Genomic DNA, 21505 nt, shown 5'->3' with positions numbered 1-21505 from the left:
TGCGATGAACGAACATGCAACCAGTCAAGAAGGGGCGCTGGGCAAGGTGATTCTGTCGGCGCGCAATATCGCCAAGTCATTCGGTAATGTTCATGCCTTGAAGGCCGTCAATTTCGATGTCCACTACGGGCAAGTGACGACGCTTTTCGGCGAGAATGGCGCGGGAAAATCGACGCTGATGAAAATTCTCTCGGGGGTCATGCAGCCATCCTCGGGGGAGATCGTCCTCGAAGGCGAGCCGGTTCGCTTCTCCTCGACCACGGAGGCGCAGCGCCAGGGAATATCGATCATTCACCAAGAGCTTAGCCTTGCGCCCAATTTGAGCGTCCGCGATAACGTCTTCATGGGGCGTGAAATCGTCGGCAAGGGTGGTGTCGATTACGCGGAGGAAGCGCGTCAAACGCGCCAACTCATGGAAGAGCTGGATGAGCCCATCGACCCTCTCACGCCTGTGGAAGATCTACGTCTCGGGCAGCAACAGATCGTCGAGATTGCCCGTGCGCTATCCGTCAATTCGCGCATTTTGATCATGGATGAGCCGACCTCGGCACTGAGCGCTTCGGAAGTCGAGGTTCTGTTTCGCGTGATTCGTGACCTGAAAAGCCGCGGCGTCTCGCTCGTATATATCTCCCACCATCTCGAGGAAGCCCTGACCATTACCGACCATGCCGTGGTGTTGCGCGATGGTCGGATGACGGCCTATGCCGCGCGTCAGGAGATCGATCTCGAATGGATCGTACGCAACATGGTGGGGGAAAACTTCGATCTCGGTTCCCCGCCGGACGGATACGCGATGGGAGATGCCGTGCTATCGATCGAGGGCGTCACTGTCCCGGATGCGTCGGTCCCCGGACGGGCCGTGGTCGATGACGTGTCGTTGAGCGTGCGTGCCGGCGAAATCGTCTGCATCTATGGGTTGATGGGGGCGGGGCGTACCGAACTGCTCGAAAGCGTGGCGGGGCGAGGCAACATGGCCGCGGGCCGAGTCCTGCTGCATGGCGAGGATGTCTCGCGGCTGAGTATCGCGGAACGTATCGAAAAAGGCTTGGTGCTGGTGCCGGAAGATCGTCAGCGCGACGGTCTGGTACAGACGATGTCGGTGGGCGAAAACCTCTCGCTTGCCAGCATCGGTGCCTTTACCAAAGGGCTACTGACATCGCGAGGACGTGAGCGTCACGTGGTGCGGGACTCGATCAGCAATGTCCACATCAAGACCGACGGTGCCGCCGCCTCTATTGGTTCGTTATCCGGTGGCAATCAGCAGAAGGTCGTGATCGGCAAGATGATGGCGACGCATCCTCGGGTCGTGCTGCTTGACGAACCCAGCCGGGGGATCGACATCGGTGCCAAGGCGGAGGTCTTCAAACTACTCAGTGAGGGCGCAGCGCAACAGGGCTTGGCCGTAGTGTTCTCGACCTCGGAAGTCGGCGAATGCCTGAGTATTGCCCATCGTATCGTCGTCATGAGTCGTGGCCGGATTGCGGCCGAATTCGGTGCCGATGCCAACAAGGAAGAGATTATGGCTGCCTCGGGCGAGGCCGTGGTCGCTTGATCCATTTGTAAAGCGGAGATAATCACAATGTCTGATGTCAGCCAAGATAACGATAATGAGCGTGGCAAACTATTCGGTGGCGATTTCGATATAAAGCGTGTGCTTCTAGAGGGGCGTGCGTTCTTCGCCTTGATCGCGATCATCGTCATTTTCTCGATTCTTTCCCCTGTCTATTTCTCGACCAGTAACTTCCTGACCATGTCGTCTCACGTCGCCATCTTCGGGTTGCTATCACTCGGGATGCTGTTGGTCATCCTGACGGGGGGCATCGACCTTTCCGTGGGCTCGACGCTTGGCCTGGCGGGCGTCTTCGCCGGCTTTCTGATGCAAGGCGTGTCTTTCGAAATACTGGGGGTCGTGTTCTATCCCCCCGTGTGGGTCGTGGTCATTCTGACGTGTGGATTGGGCGCTCTGGTCGGGGCGATCAATGGCGTGCTGATTGCGTATTTCAAGGTGCCCGCCTTCGTGGCGACCCTGGGGCTCTTGTACGTGGCAAGGGGCATCGCCCTGCTGATGACCGACGGTCTGACCTATAACAATCTGGGCGGTAGTCCGGAGCTGGGCAACACCGGTTTCGACTGGTTGGGCTTCAATCGATTGTTCGGGATTCCGGTCGGTGTCCTGGTGCTGGCGGCCGTAGCGATCGCCTGCATCCTGCTGCTGGCGCGCACGCCGTTTGGGCGTTGGGTGTATTCCACCGGCGGTAATGCGCGCGCTGCAGAACTGTCGGGAGTGCCGGTAAAACGCGTGCAAGTGCTGGTCTATGTGCTTTCGGGCATCTGCGCGGCCATTGCCGGGTTAGTGCTGTCCTCGCAATTGACCTCGGCAGGACCGACCGCCGGGACGACCTATGAATTGACCGCGATTGCCGGTGTCGTCATCGGCGGTGCGGCACTCACCGGTGGCCGCGGCAATGTGCGCGGTACGTTGCTGGGGGCCTTCGTGATCGGCTTTCTCTCCGATGGGCTGGTCATCATCGGAGTGTCTTCCTACTGGCAGACCGTGTTCACCGGGGCCGTCATCATTCTCGCGGTCTTGCTCAATAGCATTCAATACAGCGGTCGGAAGAAGCAGCAAGCCTCTTCCGATGGCAAGACGACTTCGCCGCAACCGGAGAGCGCCGCTACGCGTTCGCCGGCCTCGGGAAGTACTGCCGGTAAAGCCGGTACACAATCATAAGAGTAAAGGTGGTCGATTATGTTCATGAAAGGAAAACGCCTGCTGATAGCTGCACTGGCCGTGAGCACGCCGCTCTTCGTGGGTGGGGTCGCGGCCCAGGACGAAGGACGCATCTCCATTATCGTCAACGACACCTCCAACCCCTACTGGTTTACTGAGGGTAAGATCGCCCGCGAGACGGCCGAAGAATTGGGGTATGAGGCTAACGTCAACTCGCACAAAGGAGACACCAACACCGAGAGCAATCAGATCGATACGGCGATCACCAATCAGGCAGAGGCCATCATTCTCGACCCAGCCAATGCGGACGGCTCTATTGGGGCGGTACGCAAGGCCGTCGATGCGGGTATCCCGGTGTTTATCATCAACGCCGAAATCAACGAGAAGGGACTGGCCCAGGCGCAGCTCGTCTCGAACAATGCCCAGGGGGCGGCGCTGGGTGCACAGCAGTGGATCAAGAGTGTCGGCGATTCGGCAAGCTACGTAGAGCTCAAGGGGGCGCCCTCGGATAATAACGCCGCCACCCGTTCCAACGGGTACGAAACCGTGCTCAGCCAATACCCCGGCCTCGAACGGGTCGGCGTCGATGTTGCCAACTGGGATAGGACCCAGGGCTTCAACAAGACGCAGAGCATGTTGCAGGCCAACCCGGACATCGATGGCGTGATCAGCGGCAACGACGAGATGGCGCTGGGCGCGATCTCAGCCTTGAAGGAGGCCGGTAAGCTCGATGATGTCGTCGTGGGGGGCTTCGATGGTTCGCCTGACGCGGTCGAGGCGGTAAAAGCCGGTGAGATGGAATATACCGTACTGCAGCCGGTGGCCATCTTCTCTGAAATGGCGGTGCGTATGGCGGATAAATACATCAAGAACGGTGATACCGGCATCGACGGCGAGAAGAAGCTCTTCGACTGCTTCCTCATCACCGCGGACAACGCCGATCAATACACCGACCCGTTCGTGCTTAAGCAGTAATCCTTCCTTGAATCGCTTGAGAGCGCCGCCCGGCGCTCTCAAGCCTACTACCGTCACACCGATGGGATCTTACGACACCTTCGGCTTCAACTCACCGCTCGCATAACGCTCGAACATGCGCTCGAGGTTGAGCGGGGCGATCTTGCTGGCCTGGCCGGCGGTGCCGAAGGCTTCGAAGCGTTGGATGCACACATCGCGCATGGCGGTGACGCTTTCCTTGAGGAACTTGCGCGGATCGAATTCGCTGGGGTTTTCGGCCAGGAAGCGACGCACCGCGCCGGTGGAGGCCAGACGCAGGTCAGTGTCGATGTTGACCTTGCGCACGCCGTGCTTGATGCCTTCGACGATTTCTTCCACCGGCACGCCGTAGGTCTCGGGAATTTCGCCGCCGTGCGCGTTGATGGTCTCCAGCCATTCCTGCGGTACCGAGCTTGAGCCGTGCATCACCAGGTGCGTGTCGGGGATGCGGTCGTGAATTTCCTTGATGCGTTGGATGGAGAGGATGTCGCCGGTCGGCGGCCGCGTGAACTTGTAGGCGCCGTGGCTGGTGCCGATGGCGATGGCCAGGGCGTCGACCTGGGTGGCGGCGACGAACTGCGCGGCCTCTTCCGGGTCGGTCAGCAGCTGGCTGTGATCCAGCGTGCCTTCGGCGCCGACGCCGTCTTCCTCGCCGGCCTGGCCGGTTTCCAGCGAGCCCAGGCAACCCAGCTCGCCTTCCACCGAGACGCCACAGGCGTGCGCCATTTCCACCGCGCGACGGGTGACGTCGACGTTATAGGCGTAGTCGGCGGGGGTCTTGCCGTCTTCCTTGAGCGAGCCGTCCATCATCACCGATGAGAAGCCGAGCTGGATGGAGCGCTGGCACACGCCGGGGCTGGTGCCATGGTCCTGGTGCATGACCACCGGGATATGTGGAAATTCTTCCACGGCGGCCTGGATCAGATGACGCAGGAAGGGCGCGCCGGCGTATTTGCGGGCGCCCGCGGAGGCCTGGACGATCACCGGCGAGTCGGTGCGGTCGGCGGCCTCCATGATGGCACGCATCTGTTCCAGGTTGTTGACGTTGAACGCGGGAACGCCGTAGGCGTGTTCGGCGGCGTGGTCGAGCAGTTGACGCAGGCTGATCAGAGCCATGGGGAGTGTGATTCCTCTAGAAGTACAAGGCGGCCCGCAGGCCGCCGATCGTGACGTAGTGGCTTGAGTAGTTAGTTATAATTCGTAGTTATAAGTCGTGCCGTAGTGAGTCAGGCCTACCGGGAGGCGGCTTCGAGCGCCGCCACGGCGGGGAGTTGCTTGCCTTCCACGTATTCGAGGAAGGCGCCGCCGCCGGTGGAAATGTAGGAGACGTCATCGGCGACGCCGTACTTGTCGATGGCCGCCAGGGTGTCGCCGCCACCGGCGATGGAGAACGCCGAACTGGCGGCGATGGCACGCGAGAGCGTCTCGGTGCCTTTGCCGAACTGGTCGATCTCGAACACGCCGACGGGGCCATTCCATAGGATGGTGCCGGCGTTTTCGAGCAGCGCGGCGAAGCGCTTGGCGGTATCCGGGCCTATGTCGAGGATCATGTCGTCGTCGTTGAGCTGGTCGACCGGCTTCACTTTGGCCTCGGCCTGCTCGGAGAATTCGGTGGCGACCACTACGTCGGAAGGCAGTGGAATATCGACCTTGGCCATGAAGGCCTTGGCTTGATCGACCAGGTCCGCTTCATGCAGCGACTTGCCGACGTTGTAGCCCGCGGCGGCGATGAAGGTGTTGGCGATGCCGCCGCCGACGATCAACTGGTCGCACTTTTCGGACAGTGCGGTGAGCACGTCGAGCTTGGTGGATACCTTGGAGCCACCGACGATGGCCAGCATCGGGCGTGCCGGCGTGGCCAGCGCCTTTTCCAGCGCGTCGAGTTCGCCTGCCAGCAAGGGGCCCGCACAGGCGGTGGGTGCGTATCGCGCCACGCCATGGGTCGAGGCCTGGGCGCGATGCGCAGTACCGAAAGCGTCCATCACGTAGACATCGCAGAGCGCGGCGTAGGTCTTGGCCAGTGCCTCGTCGTCCTTCTTCTCGCCGGTGTTGTAGCGCACGTTCTCGAGCAGCACCACCTCACCCTCGGCGATATCGACGCTGCCGTCGAGGTAGTCCTTTTCCAGGCGTACCTCGCGGCCCAGCAGCTTGCCGAGGTGCGTCGCCACCGGGGCGAGCGAGAATTCATCGGCGGGCTCGCCCTCGGTGGGGCGGCCCAGGTGGCTCATCAGCATCACCCGAGCGCCGGCGTCGAGCGCGGCCTGGATGGTCGGCAGGCAGGCGCGCAGGCGCGCGTCGCTGGTGACTTGGTCGCCCTTGATGGGCACGTTGAGGTCTTCACGAATCAGTACACGTTTTCCGGCGAGATCCAGATCGGTCATCTTGCGCACGTTCATGGGCGTGTTCCTCACTTGGGTGAAGGGATGTCAGACGACAACGAGGAGGTCGAGGGCGCGGTGCACGTCGTCGAAGCGGGAGCGTTCTGGGCGGCGAGTGCCAGCCAGTGCGTCGCCACGTCGAGCATGCGGTTGGCGAAGCCCCACTCGTTGTCGAACCAGCACAGCATCTTGATCAGATGGCTGCCGGCCACGCGGGTCTGGGTGGCGTCCACGATACCCGAGCGCGGATCGTGGTTGAAGTCGACCGACGTCACCGGTTCCTGGGTATGGCCGAGCAGGCCGTTGAGGCGCTCGTGGCTGGCGGCCTGCAACAGCGCATTGACCTGCTCGGCCGAGGTGGCCTCGCGCACCGAAAGTGCCATGTCCATGGCCGAGACGTTGATGGTCGGCACACGCACGTGCAGGCACTCGAAGCGCCCGGCCAGATGCGGCATGAGGCGTTCGATGCCACGGGCCAAGCCGGTGTCCACGGGGATGATCGAATGCATGGCCGAGCGCGTCAGGCGTAGATCGGTCTTGTGGTAGGCATCGATCACCGGTTGGTCGTTCATCGCCGAGTGAATGGTGGTGGTCACGCCATGCTCGAGCCCCAGGGCCTCGTCGATCACCGTCAACAGCGGCACCAGACAGTTGGTGGTGCAGGACGCGGCGGAGACGATGCGCATGTCGGCACGCAGCTCGGCGTCGTTGATGCCATGCACGATGGTGGCGTCGACATCGGCCTCGGCGGGCTGCGAGAACAGCAGCCGTTGGGCGCCGGCGGCGATATGCCCCTCGGCGGTGGCGCGATCCTTGAAGCTACCCGAGCATTCCAGCACCAGGTCGATGCCCAGTTCATCCCAGGGCAGGCGCGAGGGGTCGGACTCGGACAGCACGCGGATGGCATGACCGTCGATGACCAGCGCGCCGTCGCGGGTTTCCACCTGGTCGGGGAAGCGCCCATGAGTGGTGTCGTAGCGCGTCAGGTAGGCGATGGTATCGAGATCGGAAAGCTCGTTGATGGCGACGACGACCAAGTCAGTCGCATGGCGCTCGGTGAGGGCTCGCAGGACACATTGGCCGATACGGCCGTAACCATTGATGGCGATGCGATAGGACATGGACAGACGCTCGGGAGCCCCGCTTCGACAGTGAAGCGCCGATGTTAGCGCAGTTACGCCCCACTTGCCCAAGACCGCGTGACGTCGGCATGACATGAAACGATTCAGCTTGGGAGCTCATGTCACTACAGGCGAGATCTAACCCACGAAATACCACATCATTGGCAGCCATAGCGCCGTGAACACACCGGTCAGGCTCATGCCCAGCGAGGCGAAGGCGCCGGCGGTGGGGCCGATATCGAAGGCACGCACGGTGCCGATGGCGTGGCCGTTGACGCCCAGCGCGAAGCCGATGACGCGCGGATCGTGGATGTTTCCCCAGCGCGCCAACAGCGTGATGCTGAGCGTGGCCATCACCCCGGTGATCAGCAAGGCGCCCATCAACAGCGGAACCGAGCCCCGCAGCTCCTCGACGATGCCCATGGCGATGGGCGCGGTCACCGATTTGGGTGCCAGCGAGGCGAGTACCGTCGGCGGGGCATCCAGTAGCCAGGCGATACCCACGGCATAGCCCGCGGCCAGGATCGCCGCAGGGGGCAAGGTCAGCACGATGGGCTTCCACAATGTTCGAATGTGATGCACCTGCTGGTAGAGCGGTACGCCCAGCGCAACGGTAGCGGGACCCAGCAACCAGGTCAGCCAGCTGACGCCACGGTGGTATTCGGTGTAGCCGAGTGGCAAAAGTGCCAGCAAGCCGGCCAGCAGGCAGGCGGCGAGCAGAATGGGGGGACACCAGGCGGGCGAGCGCAGCCAGTTAAAGAGTCGCAGGCCTGCGAAATAGGCCGCCAGGGTGAGCACGATGGCTGTTTCGGGGCGTTGCGGGAGCGTGTGGGCCAGGCTTTCCAGGCGGAGTAAAAGCTCACTCATGCGGCCGCTCCCGGGGCGAGGCAACCAGGCGTTGCATCAGCCACAGCGTGGTTAACGAGCTGAGCAGCGTGCCCAGGATAAGAGCGATGAAGATGGTCAGCCATTGGCCGCTGAATTCGTCGGCCTGGAAGAAGATGCCGACGACGCCGGGCATGATGAGTAGCGCCAGCATACCGATCAGCGGTTGGCTGGCGGCGCCGAGGTCGTGGCTCAAACGGCGGCGCAGCAACAGCCAGAGGGTGAGCAATAACATACCGGCCACCCCGCTGGAGAGCGGGAGTGCGAATAGCTCGACGGTGATGTCGCCAAGCATCAAAAACGCCGTCAGAATCAGAAAACCCCGTAGGATGGACAGCATGCGGATGGCCCTTGCATGAGTGTGCCGGAGATTGATGCGCATCATACCAGAGCACGCGGCGGATGCCGGACGCGACATTGACGCTTACGTCGCGGGCGTGAATTGCTATGCTCCACAAGCATGTGCCAGCCTGACGATCGACGTCGGCTGCCACGCCGTGCGCATAGCCAGGCTTGGATGACAGGGAGGAAACTACATGACCGATATCGCAAGGCTCTTGGGGGCTGAGGCGGAAACACTGCTGGAGCACCAATGCCAGACGTTTCGCAAGGAAGATTTATACCTGCCGGGGCCGGATTTCATCGATCGGGTGATGTCGGAAAACGACCGCAGCCCGCACGTGCTGCGCAATATGCAGACGCTTTACAATCATGGCCGCTTGGCGGGGACCGGCTATCTGAGCTTCCTGCCGGTCGATCAGGGCATCGAGCACTCTGCCGGGGCGTCGTTCGCGCCTAATCCGCGTTACTTCGATCCCAAGAACATCGTCGAGTTGGCTATCGAAGGGGGCTGCAACGGCGTGGCCTCGACGCTGGGTGTGCTGTCCTCGGTGGCGCGCCGTTATGCGCACAAGATTCCCTTCATGCTCAAGCTCAATCACAACGAGACGCTGACCTATCCGGCGATATTTGATCAGACGCTGTTCGCGCAGGTCGAACAGGCGCACGACATGGGCTGCGTGGCGGTGGGCGCAACCATCTATTTCGGCTCGCCCGAGAGTCGGCGCCAGATTCAGGAAATCAGCGAGGCCTTCGAACGTGCGCATGAACTGGGCATGGTGACCGTGTTGTGGTCTTATCTGCGCAATCCGGCATTCAAGCATGATGGCACGGATTATCACGTCGCCTCGGATTTGACCGGCCAGGCGATCCACATGGCGGCGACGCTCAAGGCGGACATCGTCAAACAGAAGCTACCGGAGAATAATGGTGGCTATCGTGCCGTCGGTTTCGGACATACCCACGATAAGGTCTATGACGAGCTGACCAGCGACAACCCCGTGGACCTGGCTCGCTACCAGGTGGCGAACTGCTTCATGGGGCGCGCCGGGCTGATCAATTCCGGTGGTGGCTCCAAGGGCCATTCCGACCTGGGTGAAGCCGTGCGCACGGCGGTGATCAACAAGCGCGCCGGCGGCATGGGCCTGATTTCCGGACGCAAGGCGTTCCAGAAGCCCATGAACGAAGGCGTCGAACTGCTCAATGCCATTCAGGACGTCTATCTCTCCTCCGAGGTCACCCTCGCCTGACCCAAGGCGATCCAGTGATACGGAATGACGACTTGGTCTTGCCGGGTCGTCATTCCGACTTTTCGTACATAGCGACCCATTGTCACGCTTACGACGCGCGAGCGTCGTGTCGATTATGATGGTGGCGTGCCTAGTCTGGGTACGCTCATTCGATGCGGAGGGTGCATGTCGCAACCTGCCAGAGATGTCGCGCTTAAGGATATCGCTATCAAAGATGTCGTGATCGTCGGCGCGGGACCGGTCGGGCTGTGCCTGGCATTGGAGCTGGCGGCGCTGGATTTGTCGGTGACGTTGATCGATGCCGCGCCGTACACGGCGTTGGCCTCGCCTGACGACGACGGGCGTGAGATCGCTCTGACCCATGCCTCGCGTGAGCAACTGGCGGCGGCGGGCATCGACATCCCCGCAAAACAGATGGCACCGATTCGCGAGGCGCATCTCTATAATGGCGCCAGCCCGCGGGGCATGACCCTGGCCAGTGCACGAGGAAAGGACCAAGGGAGAGAGGGCCAAGACAGTATTGGCCAGCTCGTCGCCAACCACGTCATTCGGCGTGCCGCGTTCGAGGCGGTGCAGGGCGTCGAGCGTATCGAGCTCGTCACCGGGCGCCGGGTGAGCGCATTGGGCACCGGCGCTGGCGGGCGTAGTGTGTGGCTCGAAGACCAGACGCACATTCCCGCGCGTCTGGTGGTGGCCGCCGATGGCCGTTTGTCGGCGACGCGTCGCCTGGCGGGGCTCTCCGCGCAGATTCACGATACCGGCCAGCGTCTGCTGGTGCGCCGCATGGCGCATTCGCGTCCCCACCAGCAGACGACGTGGTCGTGGTTTCACGGCGAGCGTGGCTTGGCGTTGCTACCACTGGCGGGCGATACCGCGTCGCTGGTGATGACGCTGCCGCCGCACGACGCTGAGTGGCTCAAGGCGTTGTCGTCTGACGCATTCGCGGCGGAGGCGACGCGGCTGTATCAAGGCAGTGTGGGCGAGATGACGTGCCTCGATGCGTTGCACGATTATCCGCTCACGGTCAGCCGTGCCGAGCATCTGGTCGCCGATCGCGTGGCGTTGGTGGGCGATGCGGCAGTGGGGTTACACCCGGTCACGGCGCATGGCTTCAACGTCGGGTTGGCCAGTGTGCGTCGGCTGGTCGAGGCGCTGACGCATCACGGCAAGGCGGTGGAGGATGTCGGTGCAGCGGCGGGCCTGGCGAGCTATGCACGTCACCATCAGCGCGCGATTCTGCCGCTGTGGCATGCCTCGCGAGCGCTGGTGGCGTTATATAGCGATACGCGGCCGCCGGCACGTCTCGTGCGCCATTTGGCCTTGGGGGCCGCGCGCCAGGCCGCGCCGCTTCAGTGGCTGATGGAAGGTTATCTGGCCAAGTCGCCCGTGCGTCGCTGAAAGGGTTTTATCCAAGGACGGCACTCGGCAATGCAGCGTTGAAAATGGTCTCAAAATGCTAGTTCATCTCGTGTAGACTCCGCTTCTTCGTCCAACTCCGTCGTGTCTTCCTGCGTCTGCTTTGTCGACATCCCGCTAGTTACGTTTCTTCATTTCTTACCAGATATACACCACGTCCCGTTTTGTACTACCATATGTGGTGTATTGAGATGCGGTGCCTGATGCGGCATCGCGTCATCCTTGATCGATTATTTTTCGTCTTACCTCGCTTCGTTGCGAAAACAAAGGCTTATCATTCTCATGAGCATTAAGATTTACAGCAAGCCGAATTGCATGCAATGCCACGCCACCTATCGCGCCCTCGACAAGCAGGGAATCGACTACACGGTGGTGGATATCAGTACGGATCCCGAGGCGGTACGGACCGTCGAATCGCTGGGCTATCGCCAGTTGCCGGTGGTCGTGGCGGCGGAGTCGCAGCATTGGTCAGGTTTTCGTCCCGAGCTGATTCGCCAACTCGCGTGAGGGGAAGGGGGCAGCATGCGCGATGTAGTGTACTTTTCCACGCAATCGGGCAATACGCGGCGCTTCGTCGAAAAGCTCGACGTGTCGGCGCAGGCCATCCCGCGTAGTCGCAACGAAGCCCCGTTGCGCGTGGAGCGCCCCTATATCTTGATTTTGCCGACGTATGGCGATGGCGATCCACGTACGGCGGTACCAGGGCCGGTGATCCGGTTCTTGAACGACCCCCACAACCGGACCTTGATCGAAGGCGTGGTGGCCGGCGGCAATACCAACTTCGGTGCCGCCTTCGGCTTGGCCGGTCGTGTGGTAGCGCACAAGTGCCAGGTGCCGCTGCTGCACCGTTTCGAACTGATGGGAACGCCCGAGGATGTCGCCAAGGTGCATGGCTGCCTGGCGACGGAGATGACATATGCTGGATGACACCGTGGAAACTACCGAGAACACGTCCTCCGTCGAGCTGAGCCGCACGACGCAGACGCTGGACTATCACGCCCTCAATGCGATGCTCAACCTCTACGATAACGAGGGGCGCCTGCAACTGCAGGCGGACCGCGAGGCGTCGCGTCAGTACTTCCTGCAGCACGTCAACCAGAATACGGTTTTCTTCCATTCGCTGGCGGAAAAACTCGAGTATCTGGTCGCGAAGAACTATTACGAGAAAGGGGTGCTCGACCAGTACGACTTCGCCTTCATCAAGTCGCTGTTCGAGCGCGCCTATGCCGTGAAGTTCCGCTTTCAAAGCTTTCTCGGCGCGTTCAAGTACTACACCAGTTATACGCTCAAGACCTTCGATGGGCGCCGTTACCTCGAGCGTTTCGAAGATCGTGTATGCATGGTCGCGCTGACCTTGGCGCAGGGTGACGAGACGGTGGCTCAGCAGCTGATGGATGAAATCATCCACGGACGCTTTCAGCCGGCCACGCCGACGTTTCTCAACTGCGGCAAGAAGCAGCGCGGCGAGCTGGTGTCCTGCTTTCTGCTTCGCATCGAGGACAACATGGAGTCCATCGGGCGCTCCATCAACTCGGCGTTGCAGCTCTCCAAGCGTGGCGGCGGCGTGGCGTTCCTGCTCAGCAACATCCGCGAGGCGGGCGCGCCGATCAAGCATATCGAGAATCAGTCATCGGGCATCATCCCGATCATGAAGATGCTCGAAGATGCCTTCTCCTACGCCAACCAGCTAGGCGCGCGGCAGGGGGCTGGCGCGGTGTATCTCAACGCGCACCACCCGGACATCCTGCGCTTCCTCGACACCAAGCGCGAGAACGCCGACGAGAAGATCCGCATCAAGACGCTATCGCTGGGCGTGGTGATTCCCGACATCACCTTCGAGCTGGCCAAGCGCAACGAGCCGATGTATTTGTTCTCGCCCTATGATGTCGAGAGCGTCTATGGCAAGCCGTTCGGCGATATCAGCGTCACCGAGAAGTATTACGAGATGGTCGACGACGCGCGTATTCGCAAGACCAAGATCAGCGCGCGCGAGCTATTCCAGACGCTGGCGGAGGTCCAGTTCGAGTCGGGCTATCCGTACGTGATGTTCGAGGACACGGTGAATCGCGCCAATCCGATTGCCGGCCGCATCAACATGAGCAACCTGTGCTCGGAGATCCTGCAGGTCAACACGCCGTCCGATTACGAGGCGGATCTGGGCTATGAGCGTATCGGCGAGGACATCTCCTGCAACCTCGGCTCGCTGAACATCGCCAGGACCATGGACTCTTCGGACTTCGGCGCCACGGTCGAAACCGCGATTCGCGGGCTGACGGCAGTCTCCGAGATGAGCGATATCCGCTCGGTGCCGTCGATTTCCGAGGCCAACAAGCATTCGCATGCCATCGGCCTGGGACAGATGAACCTGCACGGTTACTTGGCCCGCGAGCATATTCATTACGGCAGCGAAGAAGGTTTGGATTTCACCAACCTCTACTTCTACACCGTGACCTATCACGCGCTGCGCGCCTCCAACCAGCTGGCCATCGAGCGGGGCGTGGCGTTCGCTGGCTTCGCGGACTCGGACTATGCCAGCGGCGTGTACTTCGACAAGTATACCGAGCAGACGTGGGGCCCGCGTACCGCGCGTGTTCGCGAGCTGTTCGACAAGGCCGGCATCCATGTGCCGACCCAAGACGATTGGCGCGAGCTCAAGGCGTCGGTCATGGCGCATGGGCTCTTCAATCGTAACCTCCAGGCGGTGCCGCCGACCGGTTCGATTTCCTATATCAACCATTCGACGTCGAGCATTCACCCGGTGGTGTCGAAGATAGAGATCCGTAAGGAAGGCAAGCTGGGGCGCGTCTATTACCCGGCGCCGTATCTCAACGACGACAACCAGGAATACTACCAGGACGCCTATGAGATCGGCCCCGAGGCGATCATCGACACTTACGCCGAGGCCACGCAGCACGTCGATCAGGGCCTGTCGCTGACGCTGTTCTTCCGCGATACCGCGACCACGCGCGATATCAACCGGGCGCAGATCTACGCCTGGCGCCGGGGCATCAAGACGCTGTACTACGTGCGTCTGCGCCAGGCCGCGCTGGAAGGCACGGAAGTCGAGGGCTGCGTGTCCTGCACCCTGTAAGCTGTCGCAGCACACGCGACCACTCCATCGAGATTACCGGTGCACGGGTGACCGCGCCCGCGCACCACCGGAATTGAGAGAATCGTCATGACCGCTACCGCCGCACCGCGTCATTTGACGCGTGTCGATGCCATCAACTGGAACCGTCTCCAGGACGACAAGGACCTCGAGGTCTGGAATCGACTCACCGCCAACTTCTGGCTGCCCGAGAAGGTGCCGCTGTCCAACGACGTGAGCGCGTGGAACACGTTGACCGAGCAGGAGCAGACGCTGACCATTCGTGTCTTCACGGGGCTTACGCTGCTCGACACCATTCAGGGCACCATCGGCGCGCCGACGCTCATCGAAGATGCCGTGACGCCCCATGAGGAGGCGGTGTTCACCAACATCAGCTTCATGGAGTCGGTGCATGCGCGCTCCTACAGCTCGATCTTCTCGACGCTGTGCGCGACGCGCGATGTCGATGACGCCTACCGGTGGAGCGAAGAGAGTCCGCATCTTCAGAACAAGGCCGAGCTGATTCTCAACCGCTACCGCATGGACGACCCGCTGATGCGCAAGGTCGCCAGCGTTTTCCTCGAGTCGTTCTTGTTCTACTCCGGTTTCTACCTGCCGATGTACTGGGCCAGCCGCGGCAAGCTGACCAATACCGCCGATTTGATTCGTCTGATCATTCGCGACGAAGCGGTCCACGGTTACTACATTGGCTACAAGTTCCAGCAGGCGCTGGCCAAGGAAAGCGCCGAGCGCCAGCAAGAGATCAAAGACGCCACCTTCGATTTGCTGCTCGAGCTCTACGACAACGAGGTGCACTACACCGAATCGCTCTACGACGACGTGGGGCTGACCGAAGAGGTCAAGGCGTTCTTGCATTACAACGCCAACAAGGCGTTGATGAACTTGGGCTACGAGCCTCTGTTCCCCGGTGCCACCGAAGAGGTCAATCCCGCGATCTTGGCCGCGCTCTCGCCGGGGGCGGAGGAAAACCACGACTTCTTCTCCGGCTCCGGTTCTTCCTACGTCATCGGGCGTTCGGAGCGTACCGAGGACGAAGACTGGGCGTTCTGAGTCAGTCTCGACACGTCCTATCAACGTTTGCTGTCGTACTGAACGATCGGCAACTTCTGGGCGCCCGACACCGGCTCGTGTCGCGGCGCCCGGGGTATACGTTCTCTGCTTTCCCCACCGGTAAATCTTGTCAAAGCCGCCGGTGGCGGCCACGCTGGATAGCGTTCCGAGGCAGCGGCACGCATGCCGTCGACAGGCAAAGGAGAGCGACATGGAAAGCATCACCATACCGGGGACCGACCTCACGCCGTCACGAGTGGGGCTCGGCACCTGGGCCATCGGTGGTTGGAAATGGGGCGGAGCCGATGACGCCAATGCGGTGCGTACCATTCATGCCGCGCTGGATCGCGGCATTACGCTGATCGATACCGCGCCGGCCTATGGATTCGGGCACTCCGAGGAGGTCGTCGGTCGGGCGCTGGCCGAGTACGGGCAGCGTGACAAGGTGGTGCTCGCCACCAAGACGGCGCTCGAGTGGCAGGAAGGCAGCGACGGCGTGATGCGCAATGCCTCGGCGGCGCGTATCGAAAAGGAGGTGGAAGACTCGCTGCGGCGCTTGCGCACCGAAGCGATCGGTCTGTACCAGATCCATTGGCCCGACCCCCGGGTGCCGATGGAGGAAACCGCCAACGCCATGCAGCGCCTCTATCGTGCCGGCAAGATCCGCGCGGTCGGCGTCAGCAACTTCAGCCCCGAGCAGTGCGATGCCTTTCGTGAGGTAGCGCCGCTGCACAGCGTGCAGCCGCCGCTCAATCTGTTCGAGCGCGATGCCGAGCGCGACATCATTCCCTATGCGCAGCGCGAGGAACTGGTCTTTCTGGCCTATGGAGCGCTGTGTCGTGGCTTGTTGACGGGCAAGATGCATGCGGATTCGGCCTTCACCGGCGACGATCTGCGTCAATCCGACCCCAAGTTTCAGTCCCCCCGTTTCACGTAGTACCTGGCGGCGGTCGAGGCGCTGACGCAACTCGCGCGCGAGCGTCACGACAAGCCAGTATTGGCCTTGGCGGTACGCTGGGTGCTCGATTCCCACCCCAATGCCATCGCCCTGTGGGGTGCACGACGTCCGGATCAGGTGACGCCCCTTGACGCGCTTGGCGGTTGGTCGCTGACCGCCAGCGATCTACGCGATATCGATGCCATCATCGACGAGCACGTCACGGATCCCGTGGGCCCCGAGTTCATGGCACCGCCCGCGCGGGAGGGCTGATCGTCGCCCGGGCGGCCGTCTTCACACGAGGCGACGGTCGCCATTTCGTCATCAATCAGGAGAGCCAACATGGAGTATCGTCATCTCGGCCAGTCCGGTCTGCGCGTGTCATCACTGACGCTGGGCACCATGACCTTCGGCGGCGTCGGCAAGATGGCCAGCGTCGGCGACACCGGCCTGGGCGACGCCCAGCGCCAGATCGACATGGCCATCGAGCGTGGCGTCAACTTCTTCGACACCGCCAATATGTACTCTGAGGGCCGCTCCGAGGAGATTCTCGGGGAGGCGCTCAAGGCCAAGCGCGACGATGTGCTGATCGCCAGCAAGGTGCGCTTCCCGATGGGAGAGGGGCCCAACGACGACGGCTTGTCGCGTCACCATATCCTGCGCCAGTGCGAGGCCAGCCTGAAACGGCTGCAGACCGACCATCTGGATCTCTACCTGATGCACCAGTGGGACGGCCTTACGCCCCTGGAAGAAACGCTGGCCACCATGGATCAACTGGTGCGCGCCGGCAAGATCCGCTACTACGGTGTGTCCAACTGGTCCGCCTGGCATGTCATGAAGGCGCTCAAGATCTGCGAACGGCACAACTTCATCAAGCCGATCTGCCAGCAGATCCACTACACCGCCCAGGCCCGCGATGCCGAGTTCGAGCTGATGCCGGCGGCCGTCGATCAGGGGCTGGGCACCATGGTCTGGAGCCCGCTGGCGGGTGGCTTGCTCTCCGGCAAGTATCGCCGCGACCAACGCAATCCCGACGGCACGCGCTTCAGCCAAGGTTGGACCGAGCCACCGATCCATGACGAGGAAAAGCTCTTCGACTTGATCGATACGCTGGTTGAAGTCGCCGACGGCCATGGCGTGTCCGCCGCTCAGGTAGCGCTGGCTTGGACGCTGACCCGCCCCGGCGTGTCCACTGCAGTGATCGGTGCGCGCAAGGATGAGCAGCTCAAGGACAACCTGGCGAGCGCCGCGCTGACGCTCAAGCCCGACGAGATCGCTGCCATCGAGAAAGTCAGCCGCCCAGAGCTGCTGTATCCGTATTGGCATCAGCACAATACGGCGGCCAACCGCTTGGGGCATGCCGACCGTGTCTTGCATGCCCCGTATCTCGACGACTGAGCATAGCCGATAGCCCGTAGCGGCGCGGCATGCAAAACGCCCGGCAAGCCATGCTTGCCGGGCGTTTACGTTATGCGACGATCATTAAAGGCTAGGCGAATGTCGCTAGGCCGGGCGTGTCATGCCAGCAACGCCTTGGCTTCGGCGACGACGTTGTCGACGGTGAAGCCGAAGTGCTTGAACAGGTCGCCCGCCGGCGCGGATTCGCCGTAGGTGGTCATGCCGACGATGCGACCGTCGAGGCCCACGTACTTGAACCAGAAGTCGCGATGCCCGGCTTCGATGGCCAGGCGCGCGGTGACACCACGCGGCAGGACCGATTCACGATAGTCGGCGTCCTGGGCGTCGAAGGTGTCGGTGGACGGCATGGAGACCACGCGTACCGGCGTGCCGGCGCTTTCCAGTTCACTGGCGGCATCCATCGCCAGGCCGACTTCGGAGCCGGTAGCGATGAGAAGCAGTTCCGGTGTCCCGTCACAGTCCTTGAGGATGTACCCACCGCGTTCGATATTGGCTAGCTGCTGCTTGTTGCGGGCCTGATGGGGCAAGCCTTGGCGTGAGAACACCAGCGCCGAAGGGCCAGCTTGACGCTTGAGTGCCGCGTCCCAGGCCACGGCGGTTTCCACAGCGTCGCAGGGGCGCCAGGTGGAGAGGTTGGGCGTCGAGCGTAGCGTGGTGATCTGCTCGATCGGCTGGTGCGTCGGACCGTCTTCGCCCAACCCGATGGAATCATGGGTGAAGACGTGGATGACCTGCTGGCCCATCAGCGCTGCCATGCGCACGGCGTTGCGCATGTATTCCATGAAGATCAGGAAGGTGGCGCCATAGGGCACGAAGCCTCCGTGCAGGGCGATACCGTTCATGATCGCGGCCATGCCGAATTCGCGCACGCCGTAATGCAGGTAGTTGCCGCTGGCGTCGGACTGCGTGATGGCCTTGGCGCCCTTCCAGAAGGTCAGGTTGGACGGCGCCAAATCGGCGCTACCGCCCAGTAGCTCGGGCAGTTGCGGGCCAAGTTCGTTGAGGCACGCCAGCGAGGCCTTGCGCGAGGCGAGGCTTTCGCCTTTTTCCTGGGCGTCTTCGATGAGTTTTTCGCTGGTCAACGCGGCCGGTAGTTCGCCTTTGAGGCGGCGTTCGAGCTCGCGGGCTTCTTCCGGATAGGCGGCTTGATAGCGCGCGAAACGCTCGTCCCAGTTGGCTTCGGCCTCGCGACCGCGCTGGGTGGCGTCCCAGGATTGGTAGATGTCTTCGGGCACGTGGAAGGGCGGATGCGACCAGCCGAGCTGCTCGCGGGCGGCGGCGACTTCGTCCTCGCCGAGTGCCGCCCCATGACTTTCTTCCTTGCCCTGCTTGTTGGGTGCGCCGAAGCCGATGATCGTCTTGCAGATGATCATGCTGGGCTTGTCGTCGTTGGTGCGGGCCAGTTCGATGGCGGCCTTGACGGCCTCGGGGTCGTGACCGTCGACGTTGGGGACCACGTGCCAGCCGTAGGACTCGAAGCGTTTGGCGGTATCGTCGGTAAACCAGCCATCGACTTCACCGTCGATGGAAATGCCGTTGGCATCGTAGAAGGCGATAAGCTTGCCCAACCCCTGGGTGCCGGCCAGCGAGGAAACTTCATGCGAGATGCCTTCCATCAGGCAGCCGTCGCCGACGAAGACGTAGGTGTAGTGGTCGACGATCGCATGGCCGGGGCGATTGTATTGCGCGGCGAGGGTGCGCTCAGCGATGGCCATGCCTACGGCATTGGCCAGCCCCTGGCCCAGTGGCCCGGTGGTGGTCTCGATGCCCGGTGCGTAGCCGAGTTCCGGATGCCCGGCAGTTTTTGAATGCAGCTGGCGGAAGTTTTGCAAGTCTTCCAGTGAAATGCCGTAGCCCGTCAGATGCAAAAGCGAGTAGAGCAGCATCGAACCGTGCCCGTTGGAAAGCACGAAACGGTCGCGGTTGGCCCAGTGCGGATTGGCCGGGTTGTGCGCGAGGTAGTCATTCCACAGCACCTGCGCGATGTCGGCCATGCCCATGGGGGCGCCTGGGTGGCCGGAGTTGGCCTTCTGGACGGCATCCATGGATAGGGCACGAATGGCATTGGCCATTTCGAAACGGGACGGCATTGGCTAGCTCCTCGCCTGCGGCATCGGGTAAAGCGGCGTAGGAAAGAGCCCCGGCGCGTGAGCGCGTGTTCGGTCGTGATTACTCTTTCCTACGCCGCCGATATCGAGCGCGGGGCGCCGCCTGTGCGGGCCCCGGGATTCGGTCCGGTATTGTCGCCGAGAAGCCGCGTGGCATCAAATGCCGCCGAGGGCCAATCGCTAGGCAGCTAGTCATCCAGCGTGTAAACTTTGCACCCCCGAGCCGGCCTCGTCTCGCGCCGGACCTGTCATGCGTCGTGCCGACATCGCCATCGGCTGACGGCGTAATTTCATCTCCTTAACGATGGCGGTCGTGTTTCGGCTCGCCAGCATGTGATAGAGAGAGTCGAGGACGCCATGAGCGAATACTCCCTGTTTACTTCCGAGTCTGTCTCCGAGGGGCATCCGGACAAGATCGCCGATCAGATTTCCGACGCGGTACTGGATGCCATCATCGCCCGCGACAAGCAGGCGCGCGTGGCCTGCGAAACCATGGTCAAGACCGGTGTCGCCATCGTCGCCGGCGAGATTACCACGTCTGCCTGGGTCGATCTGGAAGACTTGGTGCGTCATGTCATCAATGACATTGGTTATACGTCCTCGGAGGTGGGGTTCGACGGTAACACCTGTGGCGTGCTCAACCTGATCGGCAAGCAGAGTGTGGATATCGCCCAGGGCGTCGACCGTTCCAAGCCCGAAGATCAGGGCGCGGGCGATCAGGGGCTGATGTTCGGCTATGCCACCGACGAGACCGACTCCTACATGCCGGCGCCGATTCACTATTCGCACCGGTTGGTGGAGCGCCAGGCCGAGCTGCGCAAGCACGGGCTTTTGCCGTGGTTGCGTCCAGACGCCAAGAGCCAGTTGACCTTCCGCTATGACGCTCATGGCAAGCCGTGCAGTGTCGATGCCATCGTTCTGTCTACCCAGCATGATCCGGACATCGACCAGGAAGAACTGCGTGACATGATCAAGCGCGAGATCATCGAAGAGGTGATTCCCGCTGAATGGTTGACCGATGACACCAAGTATCACATCAATCCGACCGGCAACTTCGTCATCGGTGGCCCGGTGGGCGACTGTGGCCTGACGGGGCGCAAGATCATCGTCGATACCTACGGCGGCATGGCGCGCCATGGTGGCGGCGCGTTCTCGGGCAAGGATCCGTCCAAGGTCGACCGCAGTGCTGCCTATGCCGGACGTTACGTGGCGAAGAATATCGTCGCCGCGGGTCTCGCCGAGCGCTGCGAAATTCAGATCTCCTACGCCATCGGCGTGGCCGAGCCGACATCCGTCTCGGTGGATACCTTCGGTACCGGCAAGATCAGCGATGCCAAGATCGTCGAGCTGGTCCGCGAGCACTTCGACCTGCGTCCGAATGCAATCACCAGCATGCTCAATCTGCTGCATCCCATGTACCAACTGACGGCGGCTTACGGACATTTCGGTCGCGAGCCGTTCGAGCATAGCTACACATGGACCGATGCCAACGGCGAGCAGCAGACCGAGACCTTCACGGCCTTCCCTTGGGAAAAGGTCGATCGTGCGGATGCCTTGCGGCAGGCGGCTGGCCTGTGATGGTAAGATCCGACGTATGAGGCTCGATCGATAAGCGACGGTATGACGGCATGGCGGATCCGGGTTCCCGGGTCCGCTTTTTTGATCGATTATGGGGGCGCTAAATCCGCATCATGGTCGCCTCTACCAAGAGCCTCTACCGTTGAATGACGGAGACGAGAGCTCCAGCGACACTTCGCCATGATTGGCAG

17 protein-coding genes and 1 pseudogene are annotated in these 21505 nt (G+C 61.9%); 12 read left to right on the top strand and 6 right to left on the bottom strand.

What is annotated here, in order from left to right; translation table 11 throughout:
- The first annotated feature begins 4 nt into the window (after window positions 1–4).
- The 3 genes from KZO83_RS10200 to KZO83_RS10190 are packed head-to-tail and all read left to right on the top strand — an operon-like array spanning window position 5 to window position 3706.
- On the top strand, window positions 5–1552 hold the full coding sequence (locus KZO83_RS10200) for a sugar ABC transporter ATP-binding protein (RefSeq protein ID WP_247620714.1): 1548 nt from the start codon (window positions 5–7) through the stop codon (window positions 1550–1552).
- 27 nt (window positions 1553–1579) lie between these two features.
- On the top strand, window positions 1580–2731 hold the full coding sequence (locus KZO83_RS10195) for an ABC transporter permease (protein ID WP_178998293.1): 1152 nt from the start codon (window positions 1580–1582) through the stop codon (window positions 2729–2731).
- An 18-nt stretch (window positions 2732–2749) separates the two neighbouring features.
- Entirely contained in the window at window positions 2750–3706 is a 957-nt protein-coding gene (locus KZO83_RS10190) for a D-ribose ABC transporter substrate-binding protein (RefSeq protein ID WP_247620713.1), read from the top strand.
- A 69-nt stretch (window positions 3707–3775) separates the two neighbouring features.
- Here KZO83_RS10190 and fba read toward each other — a convergent pair whose 3' ends face one another.
- The 5 genes from fba to KZO83_RS10165 form a co-directional block, all read right to left on the bottom strand.
- Window positions 3776–4840 carry a class II fructose-bisphosphate aldolase gene (fba, locus tag KZO83_RS10185; RefSeq protein ID WP_247620712.1) on the bottom strand — a complete coding sequence of 355 codons (1065 nt, stop codon included), beginning with the start codon at window positions 4838–4840 and terminating at the stop codon, window positions 3776–3778.
- A 116-nt stretch (window positions 4841–4956) separates the two neighbouring features.
- Window positions 4957–6120 carry a phosphoglycerate kinase gene (locus KZO83_RS10180; RefSeq protein ID WP_247620711.1) on the bottom strand — a complete coding sequence of 388 codons (1164 nt, stop codon included), beginning with the start codon at window positions 6118–6120 and terminating at the stop codon, window positions 4957–4959.
- Window positions 6121–6131: 11 nt separating this feature from the next.
- Window positions 6132–7223, bottom strand: a complete 1092-nt coding sequence (locus KZO83_RS10175) for a type I glyceraldehyde-3-phosphate dehydrogenase (RefSeq protein ID WP_247620710.1) — start codon at window positions 7221–7223, stop codon at window positions 6132–6134.
- Window positions 7224–7361: 138 nt separating this feature from the next.
- A complete protein-coding gene (locus tag KZO83_RS10170; protein WP_247620709.1) occupies window positions 7362–8090 on the bottom strand; it encodes an LrgB family protein in 729 nt (242 codons plus the stop codon).
- On the bottom strand, window positions 8083–8448 hold the full coding sequence (locus KZO83_RS10165) for a CidA/LrgA family protein (RefSeq protein WP_246923679.1): 366 nt from the start codon (window positions 8446–8448) through the stop codon (window positions 8083–8085). The genes KZO83_RS10170 and KZO83_RS10165 overlap by 8 nt, the downstream gene beginning before the upstream one ends.
- 196 nt (window positions 8449–8644) lie before the next feature.
- Between KZO83_RS10165 and KZO83_RS10160 the strand changes: the two genes are divergently transcribed.
- The 8 genes and pseudogenes from KZO83_RS10160 (at window position 8645) to KZO83_RS10125 (ending at window position 17607) form a co-directional block, all read left to right on the top strand.
- Window positions 8645–9697, top strand: a complete 1053-nt coding sequence (locus KZO83_RS10160) for a class I fructose-bisphosphate aldolase (protein ID WP_040240875.1) — start codon at window positions 8645–8647, stop codon at window positions 9695–9697.
- A gap of 165 nt (window positions 9698–9862) precedes the next feature.
- Complete coding sequence (ubiM, locus tag KZO83_RS10155; protein ID WP_247620708.1) at window positions 9863–11095, top strand: 5-demethoxyubiquinol-8 5-hydroxylase UbiM; 1233 nt, start codon at window positions 9863–9865, stop codon at window positions 11093–11095.
- 300 nt (window positions 11096–11395) lie between these two features.
- Entirely contained in the window at window positions 11396–11620 is a 225-nt protein-coding gene (nrdH, locus tag KZO83_RS10150; RefSeq protein ID WP_178998285.1) for a glutaredoxin-like protein NrdH, read from the top strand.
- A gap of 15 nt (window positions 11621–11635) precedes the next feature.
- Entirely contained in the window at window positions 11636–12040 is a 405-nt protein-coding gene (gene nrdI / locus KZO83_RS10145) for a class Ib ribonucleoside-diphosphate reductase assembly flavoprotein NrdI (protein ID WP_178998284.1), read from the top strand.
- On the top strand, window positions 12030–14204 hold the full coding sequence (nrdE, locus tag KZO83_RS10140; RefSeq protein ID WP_247620707.1) for a class 1b ribonucleoside-diphosphate reductase subunit alpha: 2175 nt from the start codon (window positions 12030–12032) through the stop codon (window positions 14202–14204). Before nrdI ends, nrdE begins: the two co-directional genes overlap by 11 nt.
- Window positions 14205–14291: 87 nt before the next feature.
- The gene (nrdF, locus tag KZO83_RS10135; protein WP_247620706.1) at window positions 14292–15272 is read left to right on the top strand and encodes a class 1b ribonucleoside-diphosphate reductase subunit beta; all 981 of its coding nucleotides are present in this window, start codon (window positions 14292–14294) and stop codon (window positions 15270–15272) included.
- 211 nt (window positions 15273–15483) lie between these two features.
- Window positions 15484–16482 (top strand): annotated as a pseudogene (locus KZO83_RS10130) (aldo/keto reductase).
- A 69-nt stretch (window positions 16483–16551) separates the two neighbouring features.
- Window positions 16552–17607: an aldo/keto reductase gene (locus KZO83_RS10125; RefSeq protein ID WP_247620705.1), complete on the top strand. Its 1056-nt coding sequence runs from the start codon at window positions 16552–16554 to the stop codon at window positions 17605–17607.
- A 119-nt stretch (window positions 17608–17726) separates the two neighbouring features.
- Here KZO83_RS10125 and tkt read toward each other — a convergent pair whose 3' ends face one another.
- On the bottom strand, window positions 17727–19718 hold the full coding sequence (gene tkt / locus KZO83_RS10120; RefSeq protein ID WP_247620704.1) for a transketolase: 1992 nt from the start codon (window positions 19716–19718) through the stop codon (window positions 17727–17729).
- Window positions 19719–20093: 375 nt separating this feature from the next.
- Between tkt and metK the strand changes: the two genes are divergently transcribed.
- Window positions 20094–21314: a methionine adenosyltransferase gene (gene metK / locus KZO83_RS10115; RefSeq protein ID WP_247620703.1), complete on the top strand. Its 1221-nt coding sequence runs from the start codon at window positions 20094–20096 to the stop codon at window positions 21312–21314.
- Window positions 21315–21505: the final 191 nt, after the last annotated feature.

Origin of the sequence: Chromohalobacter moromii (assembly GCF_023091865.1) — a bacterium.
GTDB classification, from domain to species: Bacteria; Pseudomonadota; Gammaproteobacteria; order Pseudomonadales; family Halomonadaceae; genus Chromohalobacter; species Chromohalobacter moromii.
The sequence above is the reverse complement of the archived record's forward strand: the minus strand, read 5'-3'. Positions and strand labels throughout refer to the sequence as shown.

Excerpts from the sequence above, each read along its gene's own strand:
- KZO83_RS10200 (WP_247620714.1), top strand. The coding sequence starts at position 5 with ATGAACGAACATGCAACCAGTCAAGAAGGGGCGCTGGGCAAGGTGATT.
- KZO83_RS10195 (WP_178998293.1), top strand. The coding sequence starts at position 1,580 with ATGTCTGATGTCAGCCAAGATAACGATAATGAGCGTGGCAAACTATTC.
- KZO83_RS10190 (WP_247620713.1), top strand. The coding sequence starts at position 2,750 with ATGTTCATGAAAGGAAAACGCCTGCTGATAGCTGCACTGGCCGTGAGC.
- fba (WP_247620712.1), bottom strand. The coding sequence starts at position 4,840 with ATGGCTCTGATCAGCCTGCGTCAACTGCTCGACCACGCCGCCGAACAC.
- KZO83_RS10180 (WP_247620711.1), bottom strand. The coding sequence starts at position 6,120 with ATGAACGTGCGCAAGATGACCGATCTGGATCTCGCCGGAAAACGTGTA.
- KZO83_RS10175 (WP_247620710.1), bottom strand. The coding sequence starts at position 7,223 with ATGTCCTATCGCATCGCCATCAATGGTTACGGCCGTATCGGCCAATGT.
- KZO83_RS10170 (WP_247620709.1), bottom strand. The coding sequence starts at position 8,090 with ATGAGTGAGCTTTTACTCCGCCTGGAAAGCCTGGCCCACACGCTCCCG.
- KZO83_RS10165 (WP_246923679.1), bottom strand. The coding sequence starts at position 8,448 with ATGCTGTCCATCCTACGGGGTTTTCTGATTCTGACGGCGTTTTTGATG.
- KZO83_RS10160 (WP_040240875.1), top strand. The coding sequence starts at position 8,645 with ATGACCGATATCGCAAGGCTCTTGGGGGCTGAGGCGGAAACACTGCTG.
- ubiM (WP_247620708.1), top strand. The coding sequence starts at position 9,863 with ATGTCGCAACCTGCCAGAGATGTCGCGCTTAAGGATATCGCTATCAAA.
- nrdH (WP_178998285.1), top strand. The coding sequence starts at position 11,396 with ATGAGCATTAAGATTTACAGCAAGCCGAATTGCATGCAATGCCACGCC.
- nrdI (WP_178998284.1), top strand. The coding sequence starts at position 11,636 with ATGCGCGATGTAGTGTACTTTTCCACGCAATCGGGCAATACGCGGCGC.
- nrdE (WP_247620707.1), top strand. The coding sequence starts at position 12,030 with ATGCTGGATGACACCGTGGAAACTACCGAGAACACGTCCTCCGTCGAG.
- nrdF (WP_247620706.1), top strand. The coding sequence starts at position 14,292 with ATGACCGCTACCGCCGCACCGCGTCATTTGACGCGTGTCGATGCCATC.
- KZO83_RS10125 (WP_247620705.1), top strand. The coding sequence starts at position 16,552 with ATGGAGTATCGTCATCTCGGCCAGTCCGGTCTGCGCGTGTCATCACTG.
- tkt (WP_247620704.1), bottom strand. The coding sequence starts at position 19,718 with ATGCCGTCCCGTTTCGAAATGGCCAATGCCATTCGTGCCCTATCCATG.
- metK (WP_247620703.1), top strand. The coding sequence starts at position 20,094 with ATGAGCGAATACTCCCTGTTTACTTCCGAGTCTGTCTCCGAGGGGCAT.